The 19,660-nt window shown below is 69.2% G+C and carries 15 protein-coding genes and 1 pseudogene; 2 read left to right on the forward strand and 14 right to left on the reverse strand.

What is annotated here, in order from left to right; genetic code table 11:
• Nucleotides 1-179: 179 nt before the first annotated feature.
• The 10 genes from FD678_RS03980 to kdgD form a co-directional block, all read right to left on the reverse strand.
• Nucleotides 180-422, reverse strand: coding sequence for a type B 50S ribosomal protein L31 (locus tag FD678_RS03980; protein ID WP_140719486.1), 243 nt, complete (start codon nucleotides 420-422; stop codon nucleotides 180-182).
• A gap of 179 nt (nucleotides 423-601) precedes the next feature.
• Entirely contained in the window at nucleotides 602-1,540 is a 939-nt protein-coding gene (locus FD678_RS03985; protein WP_140719489.1) for a nucleoside hydrolase, read from the reverse strand.
• 70 nt (nucleotides 1,541-1,610) lie between these two features.
• Entirely contained in the window at nucleotides 1,611-3,746 is a 2,136-nt protein-coding gene (recG, locus tag FD678_RS03990; RefSeq protein WP_218569510.1) for an ATP-dependent DNA helicase RecG, read from the reverse strand.
• A 33-nt stretch (nucleotides 3,747-3,779) separates the two neighbouring features.
• Nucleotides 3,780-4,163 carry a RidA family protein gene (locus tag FD678_RS03995; RefSeq protein WP_140719493.1) on the reverse strand — a complete coding sequence of 128 codons (384 nt, stop codon included), beginning with the start codon at nucleotides 4,161-4,163 and terminating at the stop codon, nucleotides 3,780-3,782.
• Nucleotides 4,164-4,245: 82 nt separating this feature from the next.
• Nucleotides 4,246-5,787: a galactarate dehydratase gene (gene garD / locus FD678_RS04000; protein ID WP_140719495.1), complete on the reverse strand. Its 1,542-nt coding sequence runs from the start codon at nucleotides 5,785-5,787 to the stop codon at nucleotides 4,246-4,248.
• Nucleotides 5,788-5,857: 70 nt separating this feature from the next.
• Nucleotides 5,858-7,045, reverse strand: a complete 1,188-nt coding sequence (locus tag FD678_RS04005) for an OprO/OprP family phosphate-selective porin (RefSeq protein WP_177497551.1) — start codon at nucleotides 7,043-7,045, stop codon at nucleotides 5,858-5,860.
• Nucleotides 7,046-7,249: 204 nt separating this feature from the next.
• Nucleotides 7,250-8,605 carry a glucarate dehydratase gene (gene gudD, locus FD678_RS04010; protein ID WP_140719499.1) on the reverse strand — a complete coding sequence of 452 codons (1,356 nt, stop codon included), beginning with the start codon at nucleotides 8,603-8,605 and terminating at the stop codon, nucleotides 7,250-7,252.
• A 22-nt stretch (nucleotides 8,606-8,627) separates the two neighbouring features.
• Nucleotides 8,628-9,983 carry an MFS transporter gene (locus FD678_RS04015; RefSeq protein WP_140719502.1) on the reverse strand — a complete coding sequence of 452 codons (1,356 nt, stop codon included), beginning with the start codon at nucleotides 9,981-9,983 and terminating at the stop codon, nucleotides 8,628-8,630.
• 226 nt (nucleotides 9,984-10,209) lie between these two features.
• Entirely contained in the window at nucleotides 10,210-11,793 is a 1,584-nt protein-coding gene (locus FD678_RS04020; protein ID WP_140719504.1) for an aldehyde dehydrogenase (NADP(+)), read from the reverse strand.
• Nucleotides 11,793-12,707: a 5-dehydro-4-deoxyglucarate dehydratase gene (gene kdgD, locus FD678_RS04025; RefSeq protein ID WP_140719506.1), complete on the reverse strand. Its 915-nt coding sequence runs from the start codon at nucleotides 12,705-12,707 to the stop codon at nucleotides 11,793-11,795. The genes FD678_RS04020 and kdgD overlap by 1 nt, the downstream gene beginning before the upstream one ends.
• Before the next feature lie 272 nt (nucleotides 12,708-12,979).
• Here kdgD and FD678_RS04030 point away from each other — a divergent pair, with 272 nt between their 5' ends.
• Nucleotides 12,980-13,852 carry a LysR substrate-binding domain-containing protein gene (locus tag FD678_RS04030; RefSeq protein ID WP_140719508.1) on the forward strand — a complete coding sequence of 291 codons (873 nt, stop codon included), beginning with the start codon at nucleotides 12,980-12,982 and terminating at the stop codon, nucleotides 13,850-13,852.
• A 370-nt stretch (nucleotides 13,853-14,222) separates the two neighbouring features.
• Here FD678_RS04030 and FD678_RS04035 read toward each other — a convergent pair whose 3' ends face one another.
• The 4 genes from FD678_RS04035 to FD678_RS04050 form a co-directional block, all read right to left on the reverse strand.
• Nucleotides 14,223-16,394 (reverse strand): RelA/SpoT family protein, encoded by a 2,172-nt coding sequence (locus tag FD678_RS04035; RefSeq protein ID WP_140719510.1) that lies wholly within the window; start codon nucleotides 16,392-16,394, stop codon nucleotides 14,223-14,225.
• 179 nt (nucleotides 16,395-16,573) lie between these two features.
• Complete coding sequence (gene rpoZ, locus FD678_RS04040) at nucleotides 16,574-16,873, reverse strand: DNA-directed RNA polymerase subunit omega (RefSeq protein WP_140719512.1); 300 nt, start codon at nucleotides 16,871-16,873, stop codon at nucleotides 16,574-16,576.
• A gap of 337 nt (nucleotides 16,874-17,210) precedes the next feature.
• A complete protein-coding gene (gene gmk / locus FD678_RS04045) occupies nucleotides 17,211-17,825 on the reverse strand; it encodes a guanylate kinase (protein WP_140719967.1) in 615 nt (204 codons plus the stop codon).
• Between the two features lie 92 nt (nucleotides 17,826-17,917).
• Nucleotides 17,918-18,766 carry a YicC/YloC family endoribonuclease gene (locus FD678_RS04050; protein ID WP_218569480.1) on the reverse strand — a complete coding sequence of 283 codons (849 nt, stop codon included), beginning with the start codon at nucleotides 18,764-18,766 and terminating at the stop codon, nucleotides 17,918-17,920.
• 116 nt (nucleotides 18,767-18,882) lie between these two features.
• Between FD678_RS04050 and rph the strand changes: the two are divergent.
• A pseudogene (gene rph / locus FD678_RS04055) lies at nucleotides 18,883-19,620 on the forward strand (ribonuclease PH); the annotation flags it as partial.
• Nucleotides 19,621-19,660: the final 40 nt, after the last annotated feature.

Below are 19,660 nucleotides of genomic sequence, written 5' to 3' on the forward strand. Positions count from 1 at the left end.
ATTATCGCACAGCAACATTTTTCCCGTCGCTTGGACGGAAGTCGTAGAGGCCGGTGCGCGCCCGCGACGCACCGTTGCTCCGGCACGGCTTGCATTCCCGCCCGGGCGGGTGGCCAGGTACGAAAAAACGACGGCCGCGCTGGGCGCGGCCGTCGCTTGCAACCCTTGGCGTCGACGGATCAGCGCGCGTAGCGCTTCTGGAACTTGTCGATGCGGCCGCTGGTGTCGATCACCTTGTGCTTGCCCGTGTAGAACGGGTGCGAAGCCGAGGAGATTTCGACCTTGATCAGCGGGTATTCCTGGCCGTCTTCCCACTTGATGGTTTCCTTGGTGGCCATCGTGGAACGGGTCAGGAACTTGAAATCGGAAGTCACGTCGTGGAAGACGACGTCGCGGTAATTCGGATGGATGTCGGCCTTCATGGGCTCGCACCGTTAAGGGCTGCTGGACAAGAGCGGCATTATAGCCATGCCTGGCCGGCCGGCACAAGCCGCCGGCCGGATTGCCCGGGAGAGGCTCCTCCCCGGAGCCAAGCGGGCCTTGCAGGGCGGGGCAGACCGCCTGCACGGCCGCCCTGCCCCGCAAGCAGGGCCGGCGTCCGTCAGCCGGCGGCCAGCGCGTCCCTGACCAGCGCCTGAAAGCGCGCCTGGTCGTAGCCGGTCAGCAGCGTGGCGTTGTCCGCGGTTCCTTCCTGCCGGTTCCAGTCGACGACGGTCATGCCGCGGGTGAAGCGCCCGGCCAGCTCGATCGAGACGGGGCGCGGCTCCAGTCGCGTGGCGCCTTCCGGCTGCAGCGCGTACGCCATCGCCAGTGCGTCGGCGGCGTACCAGTACTCGCCGCGGCTGTCCTCCGACCAGAGCCGGGTCTTGCGCGAGATTTCCTCGTAGAAGCGCGCCCGCGGCGAAGGTGCGGCCAGCCACGGCCCGACGTCGCTGTGGAGCAGCCCGTGGGCGATGGTGGCCTCCCAGTCGACCAGTTCCAGGTGCGGGAAGGCGCCGAACACGATATGGGCCGCCTCCGGGTCGAAGGCGATGTTGAATTCCGCGGCCGGCGTGATGTTGCCGTGGCCGGTGATCGCCCCGCCCATCACCACGAAGCGCTTGATCCGCTGCGGCAAGGTCGGGTCGAGCTTCAGCGCCAGCGCGACGTTGGTCAGCGGCCCCAGCGCGACGAACAGCAGGTCGCCGGCGTATTCATGCGACAGGCGCAGAATCGCCAGCGCCGCGTGCTCGGCCTCGGCCTGGCGCCCGGCCGGCTCGAAACCGACGTCGCCGAAGCCATCGATGCCATGCACGTGGGCGGCGTCCACCGACGGGTGCACCAGCGGATCGGGGCAGCCGGCGAACACCGGCACGTCGCTGCGCCCGGCCACTTCGCACAATTTCAGCGCATTGCGCACGGTGTGCTGCAAGCCGACATTGCCGGCGGCGATGGTGAGGCCCACGACGTCGTGGCGCGGGTCGTTGAAGGCCATCAGCAGGGCCAGCGCGTCGTCCACGCCCGGGTCGGTGTCGATCAACAACGGAATTCTGTCGGTCATGTGATTCGCGATTCGTGGTTCGGGGGATAGCCTACCTGCTTTTGCGAATCGCCAATCGCCAATCGCGGCCTCACGCCGCCGCATAGCGCACCGCGCCGCCGATCCAGCGCGCGACCAGGCGGTCGGCGATGTCGGGACGGTCGCGCAACAGGTCCTCGGCGAGCCGCTGCACCCGCGGCAGCAAGGCCGCGTCGCGCGCGAGATCGGCCACGCGGAAGCTGGCCAGGCCGGTCTGGCGGGTACCGAGCAGCTCGCCGGGGCCGCGTAGCTCCAGGTCCTTTTCCGCGATCACGAAGCCGTCGCTGGTCTGGCGCATCGTCTCCAGGCGTTGCCGCGCCATGGCCGATAGCGGCGCCTGGTAGAGCAACACGCAGCTCGATGCGGTGGCCCCGCGCCCGACCCGACCGCGCAGCTGGTGCAATTGCGCCAGGCCGAGGCGCTCGGCGTTCTCGATCACCATCAGCGAGGCATTGGGCACGTCCACGCCGACCTCGATCACGGTGGTGGCGACCAGCAGGCCGATCTCGCCCTGCTTGAACGCCTGCATCACCTGCTGCTTCTCGGCCGCCTTCATGCGCCCGTGCACGAGCCCGACCTTCAGGCCGGGCAATTGCGCCGAGAGCGCTTCGTAAGTGGCCTGCGCGGCCTGCGCCTCGATGCCGTTCGCGGGGCGGCCGCCCCCGCGGGCCGGTCCCGTCGCGGTCTTCGCGGGCTCGTCCGCCTCTTCGATCAGGGTACAGACCCAATAGACCTGCCGGCCTTCCGCGCATGCGGCGCGGATGCGCTCGACCAGTTCAGGGCGGCGCTCGGCGCTGAGCACCAGGGTCTGCACCGGCGTGCGGCCGGGCGGCAGCTCGTCGATCGCCGAGACATCCAGGTCGGCGTAGGCCGACATCGCCAGCGTGCGCGGGATCGGCGTGGCGGTCATGACCAGTTGGTGCGGCACGCGGCCGGTCGCCGCGCCCTTGTCGCGCAGCGCCAGGCGCTGGTGCACGCCGAAGCGGTGCTGCTCGTCGACGATCGCCAATGCCAGGTCGTCGAACACCACCGCCTCCTGCATCAGCGCATGGGTGCCGACCACGACCTGCGCCTCGCCGGAGGCGACCTGCGCGAGCACCGCGGCGCGCGCCTTGCCGGTGACCTTGCCGGCCAGCCAGACCACCCGCACGCCCAGCGGTTCCAGCCAGGTGCGCAGGTTGGCGAGATGCTGCTCGGCCAGCAGTTCGGTCGGCGCCGCGAGCGCGACCTGCTTGCCCTGCTCCACCGCCAGCAACGCCGCCAGCGCGGCGACCACGGTCTTGCCGCTGCCGACGTCGCCCTGCACCAGCCGCAGCATCGGCGAAGGTCGCGCCAGATCGGCCCGGATCTGCTCGAACACGCGCTGCTGCGCGCCGGTCAGCCGGAACGGCAGCGTGCGCAGCAACTCGCGCACCAGCGCGCCGCGGCCATCGAGCGCGGATGCCGCGTGGCGCTGCAGGGCGATGCGCTGGCGACGCAGGCTGAGCTGGTGCGCGAGCAGTTCCTCGATCGCCAGCCGCTGCTGCGCCGGGTGCTTGCCGGCCAGCAGCGCGCCCGTATCGCTGCCGAGCGGCGGCTTGTGCATGGTCAGCACCGCGTCGCGCAGCGACGGCAGATGCTGCCGGGCCAGCCAGTCCGGGGGCAGCAGTTCGAGCGACGCGCTGTCGGGCAGGCGCTCCAGGGCCATGCCGATCAGCTTGCGCAGGCTGGCCGGGCCTACGCCCTCGATCGCCGGGTACACCGGGTCGAGCGTATCGCCGAGGCCGGGCTGCTCATCGGCGCCGAGCACGCGGTAGGAGGGATGCACGATCTCCCAGCCGTACTGGCCGGGCTTGGGCGTGCCGAATGCGCGCACCCGCGCACCGGGCGCGAACTGCGCGACCTGGGCGGCGCGGAAGTGGAAGAAGCGCAGCACCAGCCTCGAACGCGAATCGTCGGCGAGCGCCACCCGCAGCATCGGCCGGTAGCGGAAGCCGCGTTCGACCGCCTCCACCCGGCCTTCCACCTGCGCGGGCACGCCCGCCTGCAGTTGCGCGATCGGGGTGAGGCGGGTGCGATCCTCGTAGCGCAGCGGCAGGTGCAGCCAGAGGTCCTGCAAGGTGGCGATGCCGCGCGCGGCGAGCTTCTCGGCGACCTTGGCGCCGACGCCGGGCAGCACCGTCAGTGCCGCGTCGCCGGCTGCAGCCAGGTTCGGCGAGGGCGCGCGCGCGCGCGGCACCGGTCAGTCGAGCACCATCACCGCGTCGACCTCGAAGCCCGCGCCCTTCGGCAGGGCGGACACTTCGATCGTCGAACGCGCCGGGAACGGTGCCTGGAAGTATTCCTGCATCACCGCGTTGACCGCGGCGAACTGGCCCAGGTCGGTCAGGTACAGGCCCAGGCGGACGATCCTGTCGAGCGACCCGCCGGCGGCCTCGGCCACCGCCTTGAGGTTGTCGAACGCGCGGCGCGCCTGCGCGCCGATGTCGCCGGGCACGATCTCGCCGGTGGCCGGGTCCAGCGGGATCTGGCCCGAGAAATACACCGTGTTGCCGGCGCGCACGGCCTGCGAGTACGGGCCGATCGCGGCGGGGGCCTGGTCGGTGTGGATGATCTGGCGGGACATGGCGGCTCCGTGGACGCTGAAAACGAACGCGCATTGTATCGGCCCGCGCGCCGCGAGATCACGTCCGCCCGCCGTGCGTCGCTCAGGTGATCGGCGCCGGATTGAACAAGGCCAGGTCGTTGTGCAGCCGGTGCCGCTCGGCCCAGGTCCGGCGGCCGCTGGCCACGTCCAGGTACATGCGGAAGATGTCCCAGCCCAGCTCGTCCAGGCTCTTTTCGCCGGTCGCGACCACGCCTGCATCCACGTCCATCAGGTCGGACCAGCGCCGCGCCAGTTCGCTGCGGGTCGCCACCTTGATCACCGGCACCATGCCCAGCCCGTAAGGGGTGCCGCGGCCGGTGGTGAAGATGTGCAGGTTCATGCCGGCGGCGGTCTGCAAGGTGCCGCAGACGAAATCGCTGGCCGGCGTGGCGCAGTACTGCAGGCCACGCCCCTTGACCCGCTCGCCCGGCGCCACCACGCCGGCGATGGGGCTGCTGCCGGACTTGGCGATCGACCCCATCGCCTTCTCGACGATGTTGGACAGCCCGCCCTTCTTGTTGCCGGGCGTGGTGTTGGCGCTGCGATCGGCGCCGCCGCGCGCGAGATAGCGGTCGTACCAGTCCATCTCGCGCACCAGCGCCTTGGCCACGTCGGCATCGGCGGCGCGCGGCACCAGCAGGTGGATGCCGTCGCGCACCTCGGTGTTCTCGGAAAACATCACCGTGGCGCCTGCGCGCACCAGCAGGTCGGCAGCCACGCCCAGCGCGGGGTTGGCGGTGATGCCGGAGAAGGCGTCGCTGCCGCCGCATTGCATGCCGACCACCAGTTCGGATGCGGGTACCGTCTCGCGGCGGCGCTGGTCCAGATGCTTCAGGCGTTCCTCGGCCAGCCCCATGATCGAGGCGACCATGTCCTGGAACCCCATCGTCGCTTCCTGCAAGCGATACACGCCGCCGTCGTAGGCGCTGGCGTCGTCCTGCAGCAGTTTCTCCGGCACCAGCTTCTCGCAACCGAGACCGACGATCAGCGCCTGGCCGCCGAAGTTCGGGTTGCGGCCGATGTTGCGCAGGGTGCGGATCGGGATGATCGCTTCCGGCGCGGTGATCGCCACGCCGCAGCCGTAGACGTGGTTGATCGCGACCACGTCGTCGACATTCGGATACTTCGGCAGCAACTCGGCGCGGATGCGCTCGACCGCATGGCCGAGCACGCCGACCACGCACTGCACGCTGGTCATGATGCCGAGGATGTTGCGCGTGCCGACGCTGCCGTCGCGGTTGCGGTAACCCTCGAAGGTATAGCCCTCCAGCGGTTCGGCCGGGCGGGCCGGACGCAGGCTCAGGTCCAGCGCATCCAGCTCGGGGGCCGCGGGCATGTCGAGCATGTCCTCGCGCACCCACTGCCCGCGCGCGATATCGCGGTTGGCATAGCCGATCGGCGTGGCGTAGCGCGTGACCGCCGCGCCGGCGGGGATATCGACCAGTGCGACCTTGTGCCCTTGCGGGATGGCCTCGACGGCGACGATGCCGTCCTGGAATATCGCACCGGCTGGAGCGCCGTCGTCGTTGACCACGACGGCGACGTTGTCTTCGGAGCGCAGCTGGATGCTGCGCCATTGCGGTCGAGCGGAAACTGCGGACATCGGATTCACCTTGCTTGCTGCCTGTTCAATACCGCGGGCCGCCGCCTGGCACGCGCCGGATTGTGCGACCTCAGAACGCGATCTGCACGCGGCCGGTGACCGCGTTGGTCTTGTCCAATATGGCGTTGGCCAGTTGGTCCTTGGCCTCGCTGTGGATGTAGTCCAGGCGGAACAGCACGTTGCGCGAGGCGTACCAGTTCACGCCCAGCGCCGTGGCCTGCACCTTGATGTCGCGGCCGGTCTGCTCGCCCTGCGCCATGTCGTAGCGCAGGGCCAGTTCCCAGGCGCCGCCAGGGCCGATCCCGTCAGGCCGGGTGAAGCGCGCGCGCTTGCGATCGTAGCCGCGGGTCTGGCCGGTGATGAACCAGCCGACGATGGCATAGCCGGTGGTCAGATCCGCGTCCTGCGCGCCGTCGTCGTAGTGCGACTTGCCGTACTCGGACTGCACGTAGAACGGACCGCGCGAATAGGCGAACTCGCCGACGTACTTGTCGATGTCCACCTCGCGGCCGTCGTTGAGCTTGACCAAGGTGAAGCGCGACTGGTCGGACAGGTGGCCAGCGGCACGCACCGATGCGCTGGTGCCTGTGTATGCGTCGTCCGGCCCGCGCCCGATCTGGTCGCGGCCCACGTCCGCGCCCAGGTGCAGCACGCCCGCATCGCGATCCAGCGGCAGCCACACCACGCGACCGGAACCGCCCACGCCGCTGTTGCGATCGCTGTCCATGTTGGCCTGGTTGTAGAGATTGACGCCGTATACCCAGTGTTCGTTGTTACCGACCCACTGGGTGCCGTAGCGATACCCCGGCGCCATCACGTCGCTGATCCAGGAGCGTTCCTGCATCGACACCCACAAATCGTCGGTGGTGTACTCCAGCGAGAAGAACGGCTTGATCTGGCCAATGCTCCAGGTGCCCGGACCGAGCGCGCGCGAGATCGCCACGGTCTGGCCGGTGATCTCGCCCCCGGCGAAATCGAAGTCGGCAAGGTAGCTCCAGTCATCGAGCTTGCCGGAGATCGCCAGGCGAACGCGGCGCAACTCGGTCCCGTTGGCGTTGTCCGCGCCCCGGTCGTCGTTGTCGAACCAGCCGCCGTCGAATTGGACGCGGCCGTGTACGCCGAACGTGTAGCGCCCGTCGTCGGACGACGCGTTGAAGCCGTCACCGTCGAGCTTGACCTCGGCCTGGGCGATACCCGCGGCACCCAGCGTCGATGCGGCCAGCAGCGCGCCGACCAGCGTTTTCCCGAAGGGCCGCATGGGCCCGCATGCATGAAGATTCACCATTCCTCTCCCGATGTGGTGTGACTGCGGATGCAGTCGGGCCGTGGCGCAACGCGCGCCACGTCGTGCTTTGAAGGAGCGATACCCGAGCCGCAGGAGCGGCGTAAGCCGCGAGGCGTCATCGATGGAGCCGTCGCGGCTCGCGCCGCTCCTGCGAAAGGGGGCTTGGTCAGCGGATGCTCAACGCACCATGCACGGACGCTTGTTGTCGAAACTCCAGCCGGGCAGCAGGAACTGCATGGCGGCCGCATCGTCACGCCCGCCCAGCCCCATGCCCTGGTACACCGCGTGCGCGGCTTCCAGCGCTTCGACGTCCAGCTCGATGCCTAGGCCCGGCCTCTCCGGCACCCGCACCAGACCGCCTTCGATCTTCAGCGGCTCGCGGGTCAGGCGCTGGCCGTCCTGCCAGATCCAATGGGTGTCGATGGCGGTGACGTTGCCCGGCGCGGCCGCCGCGGCGTGGGTGAACATCGCCAGCGAGATGTCGAAATGGTTGTTGGAATGCGAGCCCCAGGTCAGGCCCCAGTCGCGGCACATCTGCGCCACGCGCACCGCGCCCTGCATCGTCCAGAAATGCGGATCGGCGAGCGGGATGTCCACCGACTGCAGCGAGATCGCGTGCCCCATCTGGCGCCAGTCGGTGGCGATCATGTTGGTCGCGGTCGGCAGGCCGGTGGCACGGCGGAACTCGGCCATCACCTCGCGGCCCGAGTAGCCGTTCTCGGCACCGCACGGGTCCTCGGCATAGGCCAGCACGCCGTGCAGGTCGCGGCACAGCGCGATCGCTTCCTTCAGCGACCAGGCGCCATTGGGATCGAGCGTCACCCGCGCCTGAGGAAAACGCTCGTGCAGCGCGACGACGGCCTCGACCTCCTCGGCGCCGCGCAGCACGCCGCCCTTGAGCTTGAAGTCGCGAAAGCCGTACTTCTCGTAGGCCGCCTCGGCCAGACGCACGATCGCCTGCGGCGTCATCGCTTCCTGGTCGCGCACCGCCTGCCACGCATCGCGCGCACCGCGGCCGTCGCGATAGGCCAGATCGGTCCTGGTGCGGTCGCCGATGTAGAACAGGTAGCCCAGCATCTCCACCGCGTCGCGCTGCTGGCCTTCGCCGAGCAAAGCGGCCACCGGCAGTTCCAGGAACTGGCCGAGCAGGTCCAGCAGCGCCGACTCGATCGCGGTCACCGCGTGGATGGTGATGCGCAGGTCGAACGTCTGCAGGCCGCGGCCGCCGGCATCGCGATCGGCGAAGGTTTCGCGCACTTCGCGCAGGATGCGCTGGTAGTCGGCGATGGGACGGCCGACGATCAACGCAGCGGCGTCCTCGAGCGTCCGGCGGATGCCCTCGCCTCCAGGCACTTCGCCCAGGCCGGTGTTGCCGGCCGAATCCTTGATGATCAGCACGTTGCGGGTGAAGTACGGGCCGTGCGCGCCGCTGAGATTCAGCAGCATGCTGTCCTGGCCGGCGACGGGCACGACGCGGATCTCGGTGACTCGCGGCGTGGCGCTCGCGGTGGTGTGTACGGCGGGGATGTTCATTGGCTACCTCGAAACCGGAAGATCAGGACGAAACGGCGGATGGGGCGCCCGGAGCGCCATCGAGGTGCTTCAGCTCGACCCGCTTGATCTCGCCCACGACGAACAGATAGGACACCACCGCGACGAAGGCGCTGATCCCGACGAACACCAGGGCCCATTCGAACGAGCCGGTGGAAGCGACGATGTAGCCGATCACGATCGGCGTGGTGATGCCGGCGGTATTGCCGAAGGTGTTGAACAGGCCGCCGGACAGGCCGGAGATTTCCTTCGGCGAGGTATCCGACACCACCGCCCAGCCCAGCGCGCCGATGCCCTTGCCGAAGAAGGCCAGCGCCATCAGGCCGACCACCATCCACTCGGCGCTGACGTAGTTGCAACCGACGATGCTCGTGGACAGCAGCATGCCGCCCACGATCGGGATCTTGCGCGCGGCGGTCAGCGAGAAGCCGCGGCGGATCAGCGAGTCGGAGATGAAGCCGCCCAGCACGCCGCCGGCGAAACCGCACAGCGCCGGCAGCGAGGCCACGAAACCGGCCTTCAGGATCGACATGCCGCGCTGCTCGACCAGGTACACCGGGAACCAGGTCAGGAAGAAATAGGTCAGCGTGGTGATGCAGTACTGGCCGATGTACACGCCCAGCAGCATGCGGTTGCCCAACAGTTGCTTGATGTAGTGCCACTGCGAGCCCTTGGCCTTGTTGACGGCCTTGGACGCGCTGTCCATGTCCACCAGGCCGCCATTGCTGGCGATGTAGTCCAGCTCCTGCCGCGACAGCCCCGGATACTCGCGCGGGCTGTGGATGACCCGCTTCCAGATGATGGCAATCACCACGCCGACGCCGCCCATCACCAGGAACACGTGCTCCCAGCCCCAGGCATGCACCAGCCAGCCCATCAACGGCGCGAACGCCACGGTGGCGAAATACTGGGCCGAGTTGAAGATCGCCGCGGCCATGCCGCGTTCCTTGGTCGGGAACCACGCCGCCACGATGCGGCTGTTGCCCGGGAACGACGGCGATTCGGCGATGCCCACCAGGAAGCGCAGCACGAACAGCGTGCCCACCGCCATCGCCACCGGGACCCAGCCGATGAATCCCTGCAGCAGGGTGAACAGCGACCAGGTCAGGATCGAGATGCCGTAGACCCGCTTGGAACCGAAGCGGTCCAGCAACCAGCCGCCCGGGATCTGCCCCAGCACGTAGGCCCAACCGAATGCGGAGAAGATGTAGCCCATCTCGATCGAGCTGATGCCCAACTCGCTCTGGACCGATGAGCCGGCGATGGAAAGCGTGGCGCGGTCGGCATAATTGATCGTGGTGACGACGAACAGCATCAACAGGATCAGATAGCGTTTGCGCGGAATACCGTGGCCGCTCATGCGAAGACCCTCCGCGCGGTCCGCGACCACGAACCGATGCCTGCATTGCGACGGTACGTCGCATGCCTGGTCGTGCCCGGAAGCGCGCCGCGGCGCGTCGATTGCTGTTTCACCATCATCCCTCTCCGACGATGGAGGCGGCAGAGGCCGCCTCGCTTGAATTGAAGTGTTCGATCACGGGCACGCCCTTCCTCGCGTCCGCCGGAACATCCGTGTCAGCGTCCTTTCAGTCCTTGCCGAGCGTCCCGTCGATGCGGCGCCAGATGCCCAGCGGATTGCCGGGGGCGAGCGCCTCGGGCAGCAGGTCCGGCGGCAGGTCCTGGTAGCAGACCGGGCGCAGGAAGCGCCGGATCGCCAGCGTGCCCACCGAAGTGGTGCGGCCGTCGGACGTGGCCGGATACGGGCCACCGTGCACCATCGCATGGCACACCTCCACGCCGGTCGGCCAACCGTTGGCGAGGATGCGCCCGGCCTTGCGTTCCAGGACCGGCAGCAACGCGCGCGCCAGGGCCGCGTCGCCGGACTCCATCTGCAGGGTTGCGGTCAGCTGGCCTTCCAGGTGTTCGCTCAGCGCCAGCAACTGCGCCTGATCCTTGCAGCGGATCAGCAGCGACGACGCGCCGAATACCTCGGCCTGCAGCGCTTCGTCGGCCAGGAAGGCCTCGGCGCTGGTCGAGAACCACGCCGCCTCGCAGCGGTTCGGACCCTCGGCCTGCAGGCCGCGCGCCAATGTCCGCACCTGAGCGTGCCCGGCCAGCGTCGAGACGCCGCGCGCATAGGCATCGGCGATGCCCGGCGTCAGCATCACCCCGGCCGCCGCCGCCTCGACCGCGTCCACGGCCGCCGCGACGAACGCATCCAGCGCCGGCGAATCGATCGCCAGCAACAGGCCGGGATTGGTGCAGAACTGTCCCGAACCCAGGGTCAGCGAACCGACGAACGCCTTGCCCAGCGCCTCGGCGCGCGCCTGCAATGCCTGCGGCAGCAGATAGACCGGATTGATCGCGCTCATCTCGGCATACACCGGGATCGGCTCGCGGCGCGCCGCGGCGATCTTCATCAGCGCGGTGCCGCCGTTGCGCGAACCGGTGAAGCCCACCGCCTTGATGCGCGGATCGGCCACCAGCGCGCTGCCGATCTCGTTGCCCGCGCCGAACAGCAGCGAGAACACGCCCGCCGGCAAGCCGCAAACCTGTACCGCCTCGCCGATCGCGCGCGCGACCAGTTCGGAGGTGCCCGGATGCGCGTTGTGTGCCTTGACCACGACCGGACAGCCGGCGGCCAGTGCCGAAGCGGTATCGCCGCCCGCCACCGAGAATGCCAGCGGGAAATTGCTGGCGCCGAACACCGCCACCGGCCCGAGCGCGACATGGCGCTGGCGCAGATCGCTGCGCGGCAGCGGCGTGCGCTCCGGGACCGCCGGATCGATGCGCGCCTCCAGCCAGCTGCCTTCACGCACCACCCCGGCGAACAGGCGCAGCTGGCCGACGGTGCGGCCACGCTCGCCCTCCAGGCGTGCGCGCGGCAGGCCGGTCTCGGCCATCGCGCGCTCGATCAGTTCATCGCCCAGCGCCACGATCCGCTCGGCGATCGTTTCCAGGAACGTCGCGCGCGCCTGCAACGAGGTTTCGCGATAGCCATCGAACGCCGCCTCGGCCAGCGCGCAGGCACGCTCCAGGTCCGCGCGCGTGGCCAGGCCGAAGGCCGGCTCCAGCTCGGCGCCGGTGGCCGGGTCGACCGCCTTGAAGGCGCCGTTGCCGCCGCGCACGGCCTCGCCGCCGATCCACTGGCTGCCGGTGAGCGCGGACATCAGCGGCGGTCCCCGATCAGTTGCTCGAGCTGCGCGAATTCGTCGTCGTTGAGATCGCTCAGCGGCGAGCGCACCGGCCCGGCCGGGCGGCCGACCGCGCGCATGCCGGCCTTGACGATCGACACCGCATAGCCAGCGCGGCGGTTGCGGATCAGCGTGTACGGCAGCACGAAATCATTGAGTTCGCGGTAGATGTGCGCGTGGTCGCGCGCGCGCACCGCGGCGTAGAAGCGCAGCGCCCATTCCGGCAGGAAGTTGAAGATCGCCGAGGAATAGGTGGTGACGCCCATTTCCAGGTACGGCAGCGCGAAGGTCTCGGCGGTGGGCAGGCCGCCCACGTACAGCAGGCGGTCGCCCAGCCGCGCATAGATGCGGGTCATGCGGTCCACGTCGCCGATGCCGTCCTTGTAGCCGATCAGGTTCGGGCAGCGCTCGGCCACCCGCGCCAGGGCCACGTCGTCGAGCCTGGCGTTAGCGCGGCCGTACACGATCACACCCAGCGAGGTCGCCTTGCAGACGCGCTCGACGTGGTCGGCCACGCCAGCGGCATCGCACTCGGTCAGATACGGCGGGAACAGCAGGATGCCGTCGGCGCCGTTGCGCTCGGCCGCCTGCGCCATCTCCACCGCGATGGCGGTGCCGTAGCCGGCCGGGGCGATCACCGGCATGCGCCCGGCGGTCTCGGCAACCGCGGCGCGCACCACCCGGTCGACCTCCGACAGCGACAGCGAGAACAGCTCGCCGGTGCCGCCGGCGGCGAACAGGCCGGAGGCCGGGTGCGAGGCCAGCCACCCCAGGTTGGCGCGGTAGGCCGGCTCGTCGAAGGCGAACTGCGCGTCGAAATGGGTGACCGGGAAGGAAAGCAATCCGGCGCCGAGCGCCTTGGCCACTTCCGTGGGGGTGTACTTGCTCATGGGGGTACAGGGCCGTCGGTGTGAAGTCGGGAGCGATGCTAGGAACCGCTTTTCATGCGCGTCCAAGCCAAATATCGAATCGACTGATACCCTATCGGTATCAAAGCCCAGGGATTTGCCCGAAAACCGCGCCATTGCAGGCATTCCGGCTCGCCACGTCCCGGCAACGGGCATCGGCGGACGCCAGCCGGATGCAACCCATGCCCCGGGAACCAGGCGCTTTTGCTGGACTGCAACATGAAACCGCTGGCCTACGCCGGCAGGAGCCCCGGATGTTCGACCTCAACCAGTTGCGCTGCTTCGTCGCCGTCGCCGAAGAACTGCACTTCCGCCGCGCCGCCGAACGCTTGCACATGACCCAGCCGCCGCTGAGCCGGCAGATCCAGATGCTCGAACATCACGTCGGTGCCGCGTTGCTGGAACGCAACAACCGCTCGGTGCGGCTCACCCCGGCCGGGCGCAGCCTGCTCGCCGAGGCGCGCACGATCCTGCGCCTGGCCGAGAACGCCAGCCTGCGCGCGCGCCGGGTCGGCCTGGGCGAAGCCGGCACGGTCTCGATCGGCTTCACCGCCGGCGCCGGCTACCGCTTTCTGCCCGAGGCGATCGCGCGCTGGCGCGCGCAACTGCCGGACGTCGATCTGCAACTGAAGGAGATGGTCAGCATGGCGCAACTGGAAGCGCTCGAAGCCGGCCGCCTGGACGTGGCGCTGTTGCGCCCGCCGATCCATCGCGAAGGCTTCAACAGCCGCTGCGTGGCACGCGAACCATTGATCGCCGCCCTGCCCGAACGCGACCCGCTCGCCCAGCGCCCGCAGCTGGCGCTGGAGCATTTCAACCTTCGGCCGTTCGTGATGTATTCCCCGGACGAGGCGCGCTACTTCCACGACCTGGTCGCGCAATTGTTCGGCGCGCGCGGCATCCGCCCGCACTACGTGCAATACGTCAGCCAGATCCATTCGGTGCTGGCCCTGGTGCGCGGCGGCCTGGGCGTGGCCCTGGTGCCGGAAGCCGCCAGCGGCCTGCGCTACGAGGGCATCGTCTACCGCCCGGTACACCCGCTGGTGCCGGCCGAACCGGCCGAACTGCACATGGTCTGGAAACAGGGCAACGACAATCCGGCCTTGCCCAAGATCGTGCAGGGCTAGAAGCCGGGATTCGGGATTCGGGATTCGGGATTCGGGATTCGGGATTCGGGATTCGGGATTCGGGAAAAGCCTCTTTGCCTGACTTTCGCCGTCAAGCGATCTGATGCTTCTTTGCAGCTTTTTTGCTTTTTTGCTTTCTGTAGGAGGGACTTCAGTCCCGACAGAGGGCCGGCAAAGCCCGTCGGGACTGAAGTCCCTCCCACAACAGCAATCGATCCGAAGCAGGCTTGTTGCTCTGCCGGGTCCCGGGTCCCGGCTTCTCCCGGTAAAGCCCTTCGGGACTGAAGTCCCTCCCGTAACAGCACTCGATCCGAAGCGGGCTTGTCGCTTTTCCGAGTCCCGGGTCCCCGGTCCCGAGTCCCGGCTTCTCCTATTGCCGCCGCACGCTCTGCACCACGTGCAACCGCCGCAGCCGGCGCATGATCTCGGCCAGGTGGCGGCGGTCGCGCACCTGGATGTTGAAGCGCAGCACCGCCGCGTTGAAATCGCGGTCCAGGTAGTCCACCCGCTCGATGTTGGACTCGCTCTGCGCGATCGCCGCGGCCAGCTGCGCCAGCACGCCGGTGCGGTTCTCCACTTCCACGATCAGCGCGGTGTCGTAGTCGCCGCCGACGTTGGAATCCCAGTCGATCGGCACCCAGCGCTCCGGCGACTTGCGCAGCTCGGCCAGGTTCGGACAGTCCAGCCGGTGCACCACGATGCCCTTGCCGGCGGTGTGGTAGCCCATGATCTCGTCGCCCGGGATCGGCTGGCAGCAGTTGGCGAAGCTGATCACGCCGCGCTCGCTGCCGTCGATCAGGATCTTCTCCTGCGAATGCTTGGAATGCGCGCCGCCGCGCAGCTCGGCATACGCCATCAGCGCCTGTGCCGCCTGGGTCGGCATCCAGTTGCCGAGCGCGATGTCCGCCAGCAGCGCCTCCAGGCGCGGATAGCGGTGCTCGGCCAGGAACGCGTCGAGCCGCCCCTTCGGCAGCCGCTCCAGCGAGGAATCCATCGCTTCCAGCGCGCGGTCGAGCATGCGGTGGCCGAGCTGCACCGCGTCCTCGTGCTCGAGCTGCTTGAGCTGGTGGCGGATCGCGGTGCGCGCCTTGGAGCTGACCACGAACTCTAGCCATTGCGGCTTGGGCGTGGCCGAGCGCGCGGTGATGATCTCCACGGTCTGGCCGCTGGCCAGCTTGGTGCGCAGCGGCATCAGCTTCTTGTCCACGCGCGAGGCCACCGCCTTGTTGCCGACGTCGGTATGCACCGCGTAGGCGAAGTCGAGCGCGGTGGAGTTGCGCGGCAGCGCCAGGATCTTGCCCTTGGGCGTGAACAGGTAGACCTCGTCCGGGAACAGGTCGACCTTGACGTTGTCCAGGAACTCCAGCGACGAGCCCGCCGCGCGCTGGCTCTCGATCAGCTCCACGATCCAGGCGTGCGCGCGGCTCTGCGCGCTGTTGGGCGAATCCGCGCCGAGCTTGTAGGTCCAGTGCGCGGCCACGCCCCGCTCGGCGATCAGGTCCATCTCCTCGGTGCGGATCTGCACCTCGATCGGCGAGCCGTACGGCCCGAACAGCACCGTGTGCAGCGACTGGTAGCCGTTGGCCTTGGGGATCGCGATGAAGTCGCGGAAGCGCCCGTCCAGCGGCTTGAAGGTGGCGTGCACCGCGCCGAGCGCGTGGTAGCAGTCGGCCACCGAGCGCACCACCAGCCGGAAGCCGAACACGTCCATCACCTGGTCGAAGGATTTGTTCTCCTCGCGCATCTTGTTGTAGATGCTCCAGGGCGTCTTGATCCGGCTGACCAGGCGGTGCTCGAGCCCTTCCTTGGCCAGGCGTTGCGACAGTTGCACCTCCACCTGCGCCATCGCCTCGCGGCGCACCACCGGCTGGCTGCGGATGTGCTTCTCCAGGATCGCGTGGCGCCACGGGTACAGCGCCTTGAAGCCGAGGTTCTGCAGCTCCGACTTGACCAGGCTCATGCCCAGGCGCTGCGCGATCGGCGCGTAGATCTCCAGCGTCTCGCGCGCGATGCGGCCGCGCGCCTCGTTGCTCTGCGCGCCGAGCGTGCGCATGTTGTGCAGGCGGTCGGCCAGCTTGATCATGATCACGCGCAGGTCGCGCGACATCGCCAGCAGCATCTTGCGGAAGCTCTCGGCGGCCGCCTCCTGGCGATCGCGGAACTTGAGCTTGTCCAGCTTGGTGACGCCGTCGACCAGCTCTGCGACGGTCTCGCCGAATTCCCCCGACAGCTCGTCGCGGGTCAGCGGCGTGTCCTCGATCGTGTCGTGCAGGATCGCGGCGATCAGCGCCTCCACGTCCAGGCCGAGCTCGGCGAGGATGCAGGCCACCGCGACCGGATGGGTGATGTAGGGCTCGCCGGACTTGCGGGTCTGCCCGGCATGCGCGGCCGCGCCCACTTCCCAGGCGCGGTGCAGCAACGGCAGTTGTTCCTTCGGCAGGTAGCTGGCGGCGTGCTCGAGGCGAAGGACGTAGTCCGGCGTCTCCGCGCCGGAGGGCGCAGGCGCGGCGACGGCTGCCTGGGCGGTAGGGCCTGGGTTCATGCCGGAAGACTATGCCAGCGGAAAGAAGACGGCAATTAGCGCGGGAAAACCGTCGCGGGCAGCTTCATCCGGCCTTCCGGCGATGGATGGCCGGCGCTCGCGGAAGGCTCCGCGCAAAACAAACAGCCCGCGAGGTCGCGGGCTGCGGGTGACGCGATCCATCGTCCCGGGGGACGCGGTCAATCGTCGTTCTTGGACATGTCCTCGTCGGCCACCACCTCGGCCGCGGCCCACTCCAGCGCCTCGCGTTCGGCGCGCTCGCGCTCGGCCTTCTCGACCTGGTCGATCAGCGCGTTGTCGATCTTGCGCGCGGCGATCTCGCGCAGGGCCAGCACGGTCGGCTTGTCCGCGCTCTCGCTGTTGTCGATCAGGGGCTGCACGCCGTTGGCCAGCTGGCGGGCGCGCTTGGACGCCATCACGACCAGCTCGAAACGGTTGTTAACGACTTCCAGGCAATCTTCTACGGTAATGCGGGCCATGCGGGCTCCCGGCGACCGTCAGGGTCGCGCCATCTGAATGGGGAAAGGGCGGGGATTGTACGGCCGGCCGGTCCCGGATCGCAAGTTGCGACGGTTCAGTTTCCTTTCCGATCAGGCAGTTGCGTTCCCTCATCCGCCCCTTTCGGGGCACCTTCTCCCGCAAGCGGGAGAAGGGAAGGACAGTATGCGGCCCGGCGCGTCCGATGGTGTGCCCTTCTCCCGCGGGCGCGGGAGAAGGGAAGGCGAAGCAAGCGCGCACCTCGCCGTCTCCGGCACCCCATCCCTTCTCCCGCTTGCGGGAGAAGGTGCCCCGAAGGGGCGGATGAGGGCGAGCCTCTCATTCGGCCAGCAGCGTCCGGATCAGCCCGGCGTGGCGCTCGGCCTGGGCCTGCCGGCGCAGGCGGCTGGCGACGAAGATCGAGCACATCTCGGACACCGCCGTCTCGAAGTCCTCGTTGATGATCACGTAGTCGAACTCGCCGTAGTGCGACATCTCCTCGCGCGCGGCGGCCAGCCGCCGGGCGATCACCTCCTCGCTGTCCTGGCCGCGCTTGCGCATGCGCTCCTCCAGCGCCTGGCGCGAGGGCGGCAGGATGAACACGCTGACCGCATCGGGCACCTGGGCGCGCACCTGGCGGGCGCCCTGCCAGTCGATCTCCAGCAGCACGTCGCGGCCGGCCGACAGCTGCGGCTCCACCGACTGGCGGGCCGTGCCCTTCCAGTCGCCGTGCACCAGCGCATGCTCGAAGAAGTCGCCGGCGGCGATCATCCGCTCGAACTCCGCGGCCGAGACGAAGTGGTAGTGCTCGGCGTGGCGCTCGCCCGGGCGCGGTGCGCGCGAGGTGAAGGAGATCGACAGGGCGATCTGCGGGTCGCGCGCCAGCGTGGCGTTGACGATGCTGCTCTTGCCGGCGCCGGAGGGCGCCGCGACGATGTAGAGGGTGCCACGCATCATCGCTCAGGTCCCTGGGTCGATGGGGTTCGGGGCGGCGCACGATAACCAGCCTGGGCCGCCGGAGCAAATGCGGCGGCGGCCGGGGCCGGCTACTCGATGTTCTGCACCTGCTCGCGGATCTGGTCGATCAGCACCTTCAGCTCGACCGCCGCGTTGGACGTGCGGCTGTCCACGGACTTGGAGCCGAGCGTGTTGGCCTCGCGGTTGAACTCCTGCAGCAGGAAGTCCAGCCGGCGCCCCACCGGCTCGGCCTGGCGCAGCACGCGGCGGATCTCGGCGATGTGGCTGCCGAGGCGGTCCAGCTCCTCGTCCACGTCCAGTTTCTGCAGCCACAGCACCAGCTCCTGCTCGGCGCGCCCGGCATCGACCGGGTGCGGCAGGTCGGCCAGGCGCGCGGCGAGCTTGGCGCGCTGGCCCTCGCGGATGGCCGGGATCAGCGCCCGCACCTCGCCGGCGATCCGCTCGATCGCGTCCACGCGCTCGGAGATCGCCACCGCCAGCTTGGCGCCCTCGCGCTCGCGCGCGGCGACGAAGCCGTCGACCACCTCGTCGAGCACGTCCAGCGCCTGCGCCTGCAGCGCGGCCGGGTCGGCCGCCGGCGCCTGCAGCACGCCGGGCAGCTGCAGCAGCTCGGTGAACTCCACGCGCAGGTCGGGGAACTTCGCGTCCAGCCGGCGCGCCAGTTCGGCCAGGCGCTCCAGCATCGGTTCGTTGACCGCCAGCGCGGCACCGTCTTCCGGCGCGCGCAGGCGCACCACCAGGTCGAGCTTGCCGCGGCTGATGCGTGTCGCCACGCGCTCGCGCAGCTGCGGCTCGAGCGCGCGCAGTTCCTCGGGCAGGCGCACGCCCAGCTCGAGGAAGCGATGGTTCACCGAGCGCAGCTCGCAGCCCAGGGTCCCCCAGGGCGTGGTGCGTTCGCTGCCGGCGAAGGCGGTCATGCTTCGGATCATGCTCAGTCCCTTGGCGGAAAAGCTCAAATGGTAACCTAGCGCGCTCGACAGCCCGGTCAAACAGCGCCGGCGGCGACTCTCCATCCCGACTCCCGGACCTTCGCATGAGCTTCTCCCGACCCAGCGGCCGCCAGGCCGACCAGTTGCGTCCCGTACGCATCGAACGCGCCTTCACCCGCCATGCCGAAGGTTCGGTGCTGGTCAGCTTCGGCGACACCCACGTGCTGTGCACCGCCAGCGTCGAGAACAAGGTGCCGGCGTTCCTGCGCGGCAAGGGCGAAGGCTGGGTGACCGCCGAGTACGGCATGCTGCCGCGCGCTACCCATACCCGCTCCGACCGCGAGGCCGCGCGCGGCAAGCAGGGCGGCCGCACCCTGGAAATCCAGCGCCTGATCGGCCGCAGCCTGCGCGCGTGCGTGGACCGCGGCCTGCTCGGCGAGCGCACCATCACCCTGGACTGCGACGTGCTGCAGGCCGACGGCGGCACCCGCACCGCGGCGATCACCGGCGCCTACGTGGCGCTGGTGGATGCCGTGCAGGGGCTGATCGACAAGCGCGACATCAAACCGCCCTCCGGCAACCGCTCGCCGATCGTCGGCGCGGTGGCGGCGGTTTCCGTGGGCATCTACAAGGGCGTGCCGGTGCTCGACCTCGACTACGCCGAGGACAGCGACTGCGACACCGACATGAACGTGGTGATGAACGACGGCGGCGGCTTCATCGAACTGCAGGGCACCGCCGAGGGCCATGCGTTCCGCCGCGAGGAACTGGACGCGCTGCTGGCGCTGGCCGAAAAGGGCACCGCCGAACTGTTCGCCCTGCAGCGCCAGGCGCTAGAGTCCGCCATCGGCTCTCCAGCGGATCGCATCGGATCCGGAAGGC

Source organism: Pseudomonas sp. Hp2, assembly GCF_006386585.1.
GTDB lineage: Bacteria > Pseudomonadota > Gammaproteobacteria > Xanthomonadales > Xanthomonadaceae > Pseudomonas_S > Pseudomonas_S boreopolis.

Bases quoted from the DNA above. Each gene is read 5' to 3' on its own strand.
- FD678_RS04050 (WP_218569480.1), bottom strand. From the start codon at position 18,766: ATGACCGCCTTCGCCGGCAGCGAACGCACCACGCCCTGGGGGACCCTG.
- gmk (WP_140719967.1), bottom strand. From the start codon at position 17,825: ATGCGTGGCACCCTCTACATCGTCGCGGCGCCCTCCGGCGCCGGCAAG.
- FD678_RS04030 (WP_140719508.1), top strand. From the start codon at position 12,980: ATGTTCGACCTCAACCAGTTGCGCTGCTTCGTCGCCGTCGCCGAAGAA.
- FD678_RS03985 (WP_140719489.1), bottom strand. From the start codon at position 1,540: ATGACCGACAGAATTCCGTTGTTGATCGACACCGACCCGGGCGTGGAC.
- rpoZ (WP_140719512.1), bottom strand. From the start codon at position 16,873: ATGGCCCGCATTACCGTAGAAGATTGCCTGGAAGTCGTTAACAACCGT.
- garD (WP_140719495.1), bottom strand. From the start codon at position 5,787: ATGTCCGCAGTTTCCGCTCGACCGCAATGGCGCAGCATCCAGCTGCGC.
- FD678_RS04015 (WP_140719502.1), bottom strand. From the start codon at position 9,983: ATGAGCGGCCACGGTATTCCGCGCAAACGCTATCTGATCCTGTTGATG.
- kdgD (WP_140719506.1), bottom strand. From the start codon at position 12,707: ATGAGCAAGTACACCCCCACGGAAGTGGCCAAGGCGCTCGGCGCCGGA.
- FD678_RS04005 (WP_177497551.1), bottom strand. From the start codon at position 7,045: ATGCGGCCCTTCGGGAAAACGCTGGTCGGCGCGCTGCTGGCCGCATCG.
- gudD (WP_140719499.1), bottom strand. From the start codon at position 8,605: ATGAACATCCCCGCCGTACACACCACCGCGAGCGCCACGCCGCGAGTC.
- FD678_RS03980 (WP_140719486.1), bottom strand. From the start codon at position 422: ATGAAGGCCGACATCCATCCGAATTACCGCGACGTCGTCTTCCACGAC.
- FD678_RS04035 (WP_140719510.1), bottom strand. From the start codon at position 16,394: ATGAACCCAGGCCCTACCGCCCAGGCAGCCGTCGCCGCGCCTGCGCCC.
- FD678_RS03995 (WP_140719493.1), bottom strand. From the start codon at position 4,163: ATGTCCCGCCAGATCATCCACACCGACCAGGCCCCCGCCGCGATCGGC.
- FD678_RS04020 (WP_140719504.1), bottom strand. From the start codon at position 11,793: ATGTCCGCGCTCACCGGCAGCCAGTGGATCGGCGGCGAGGCCGTGCGC.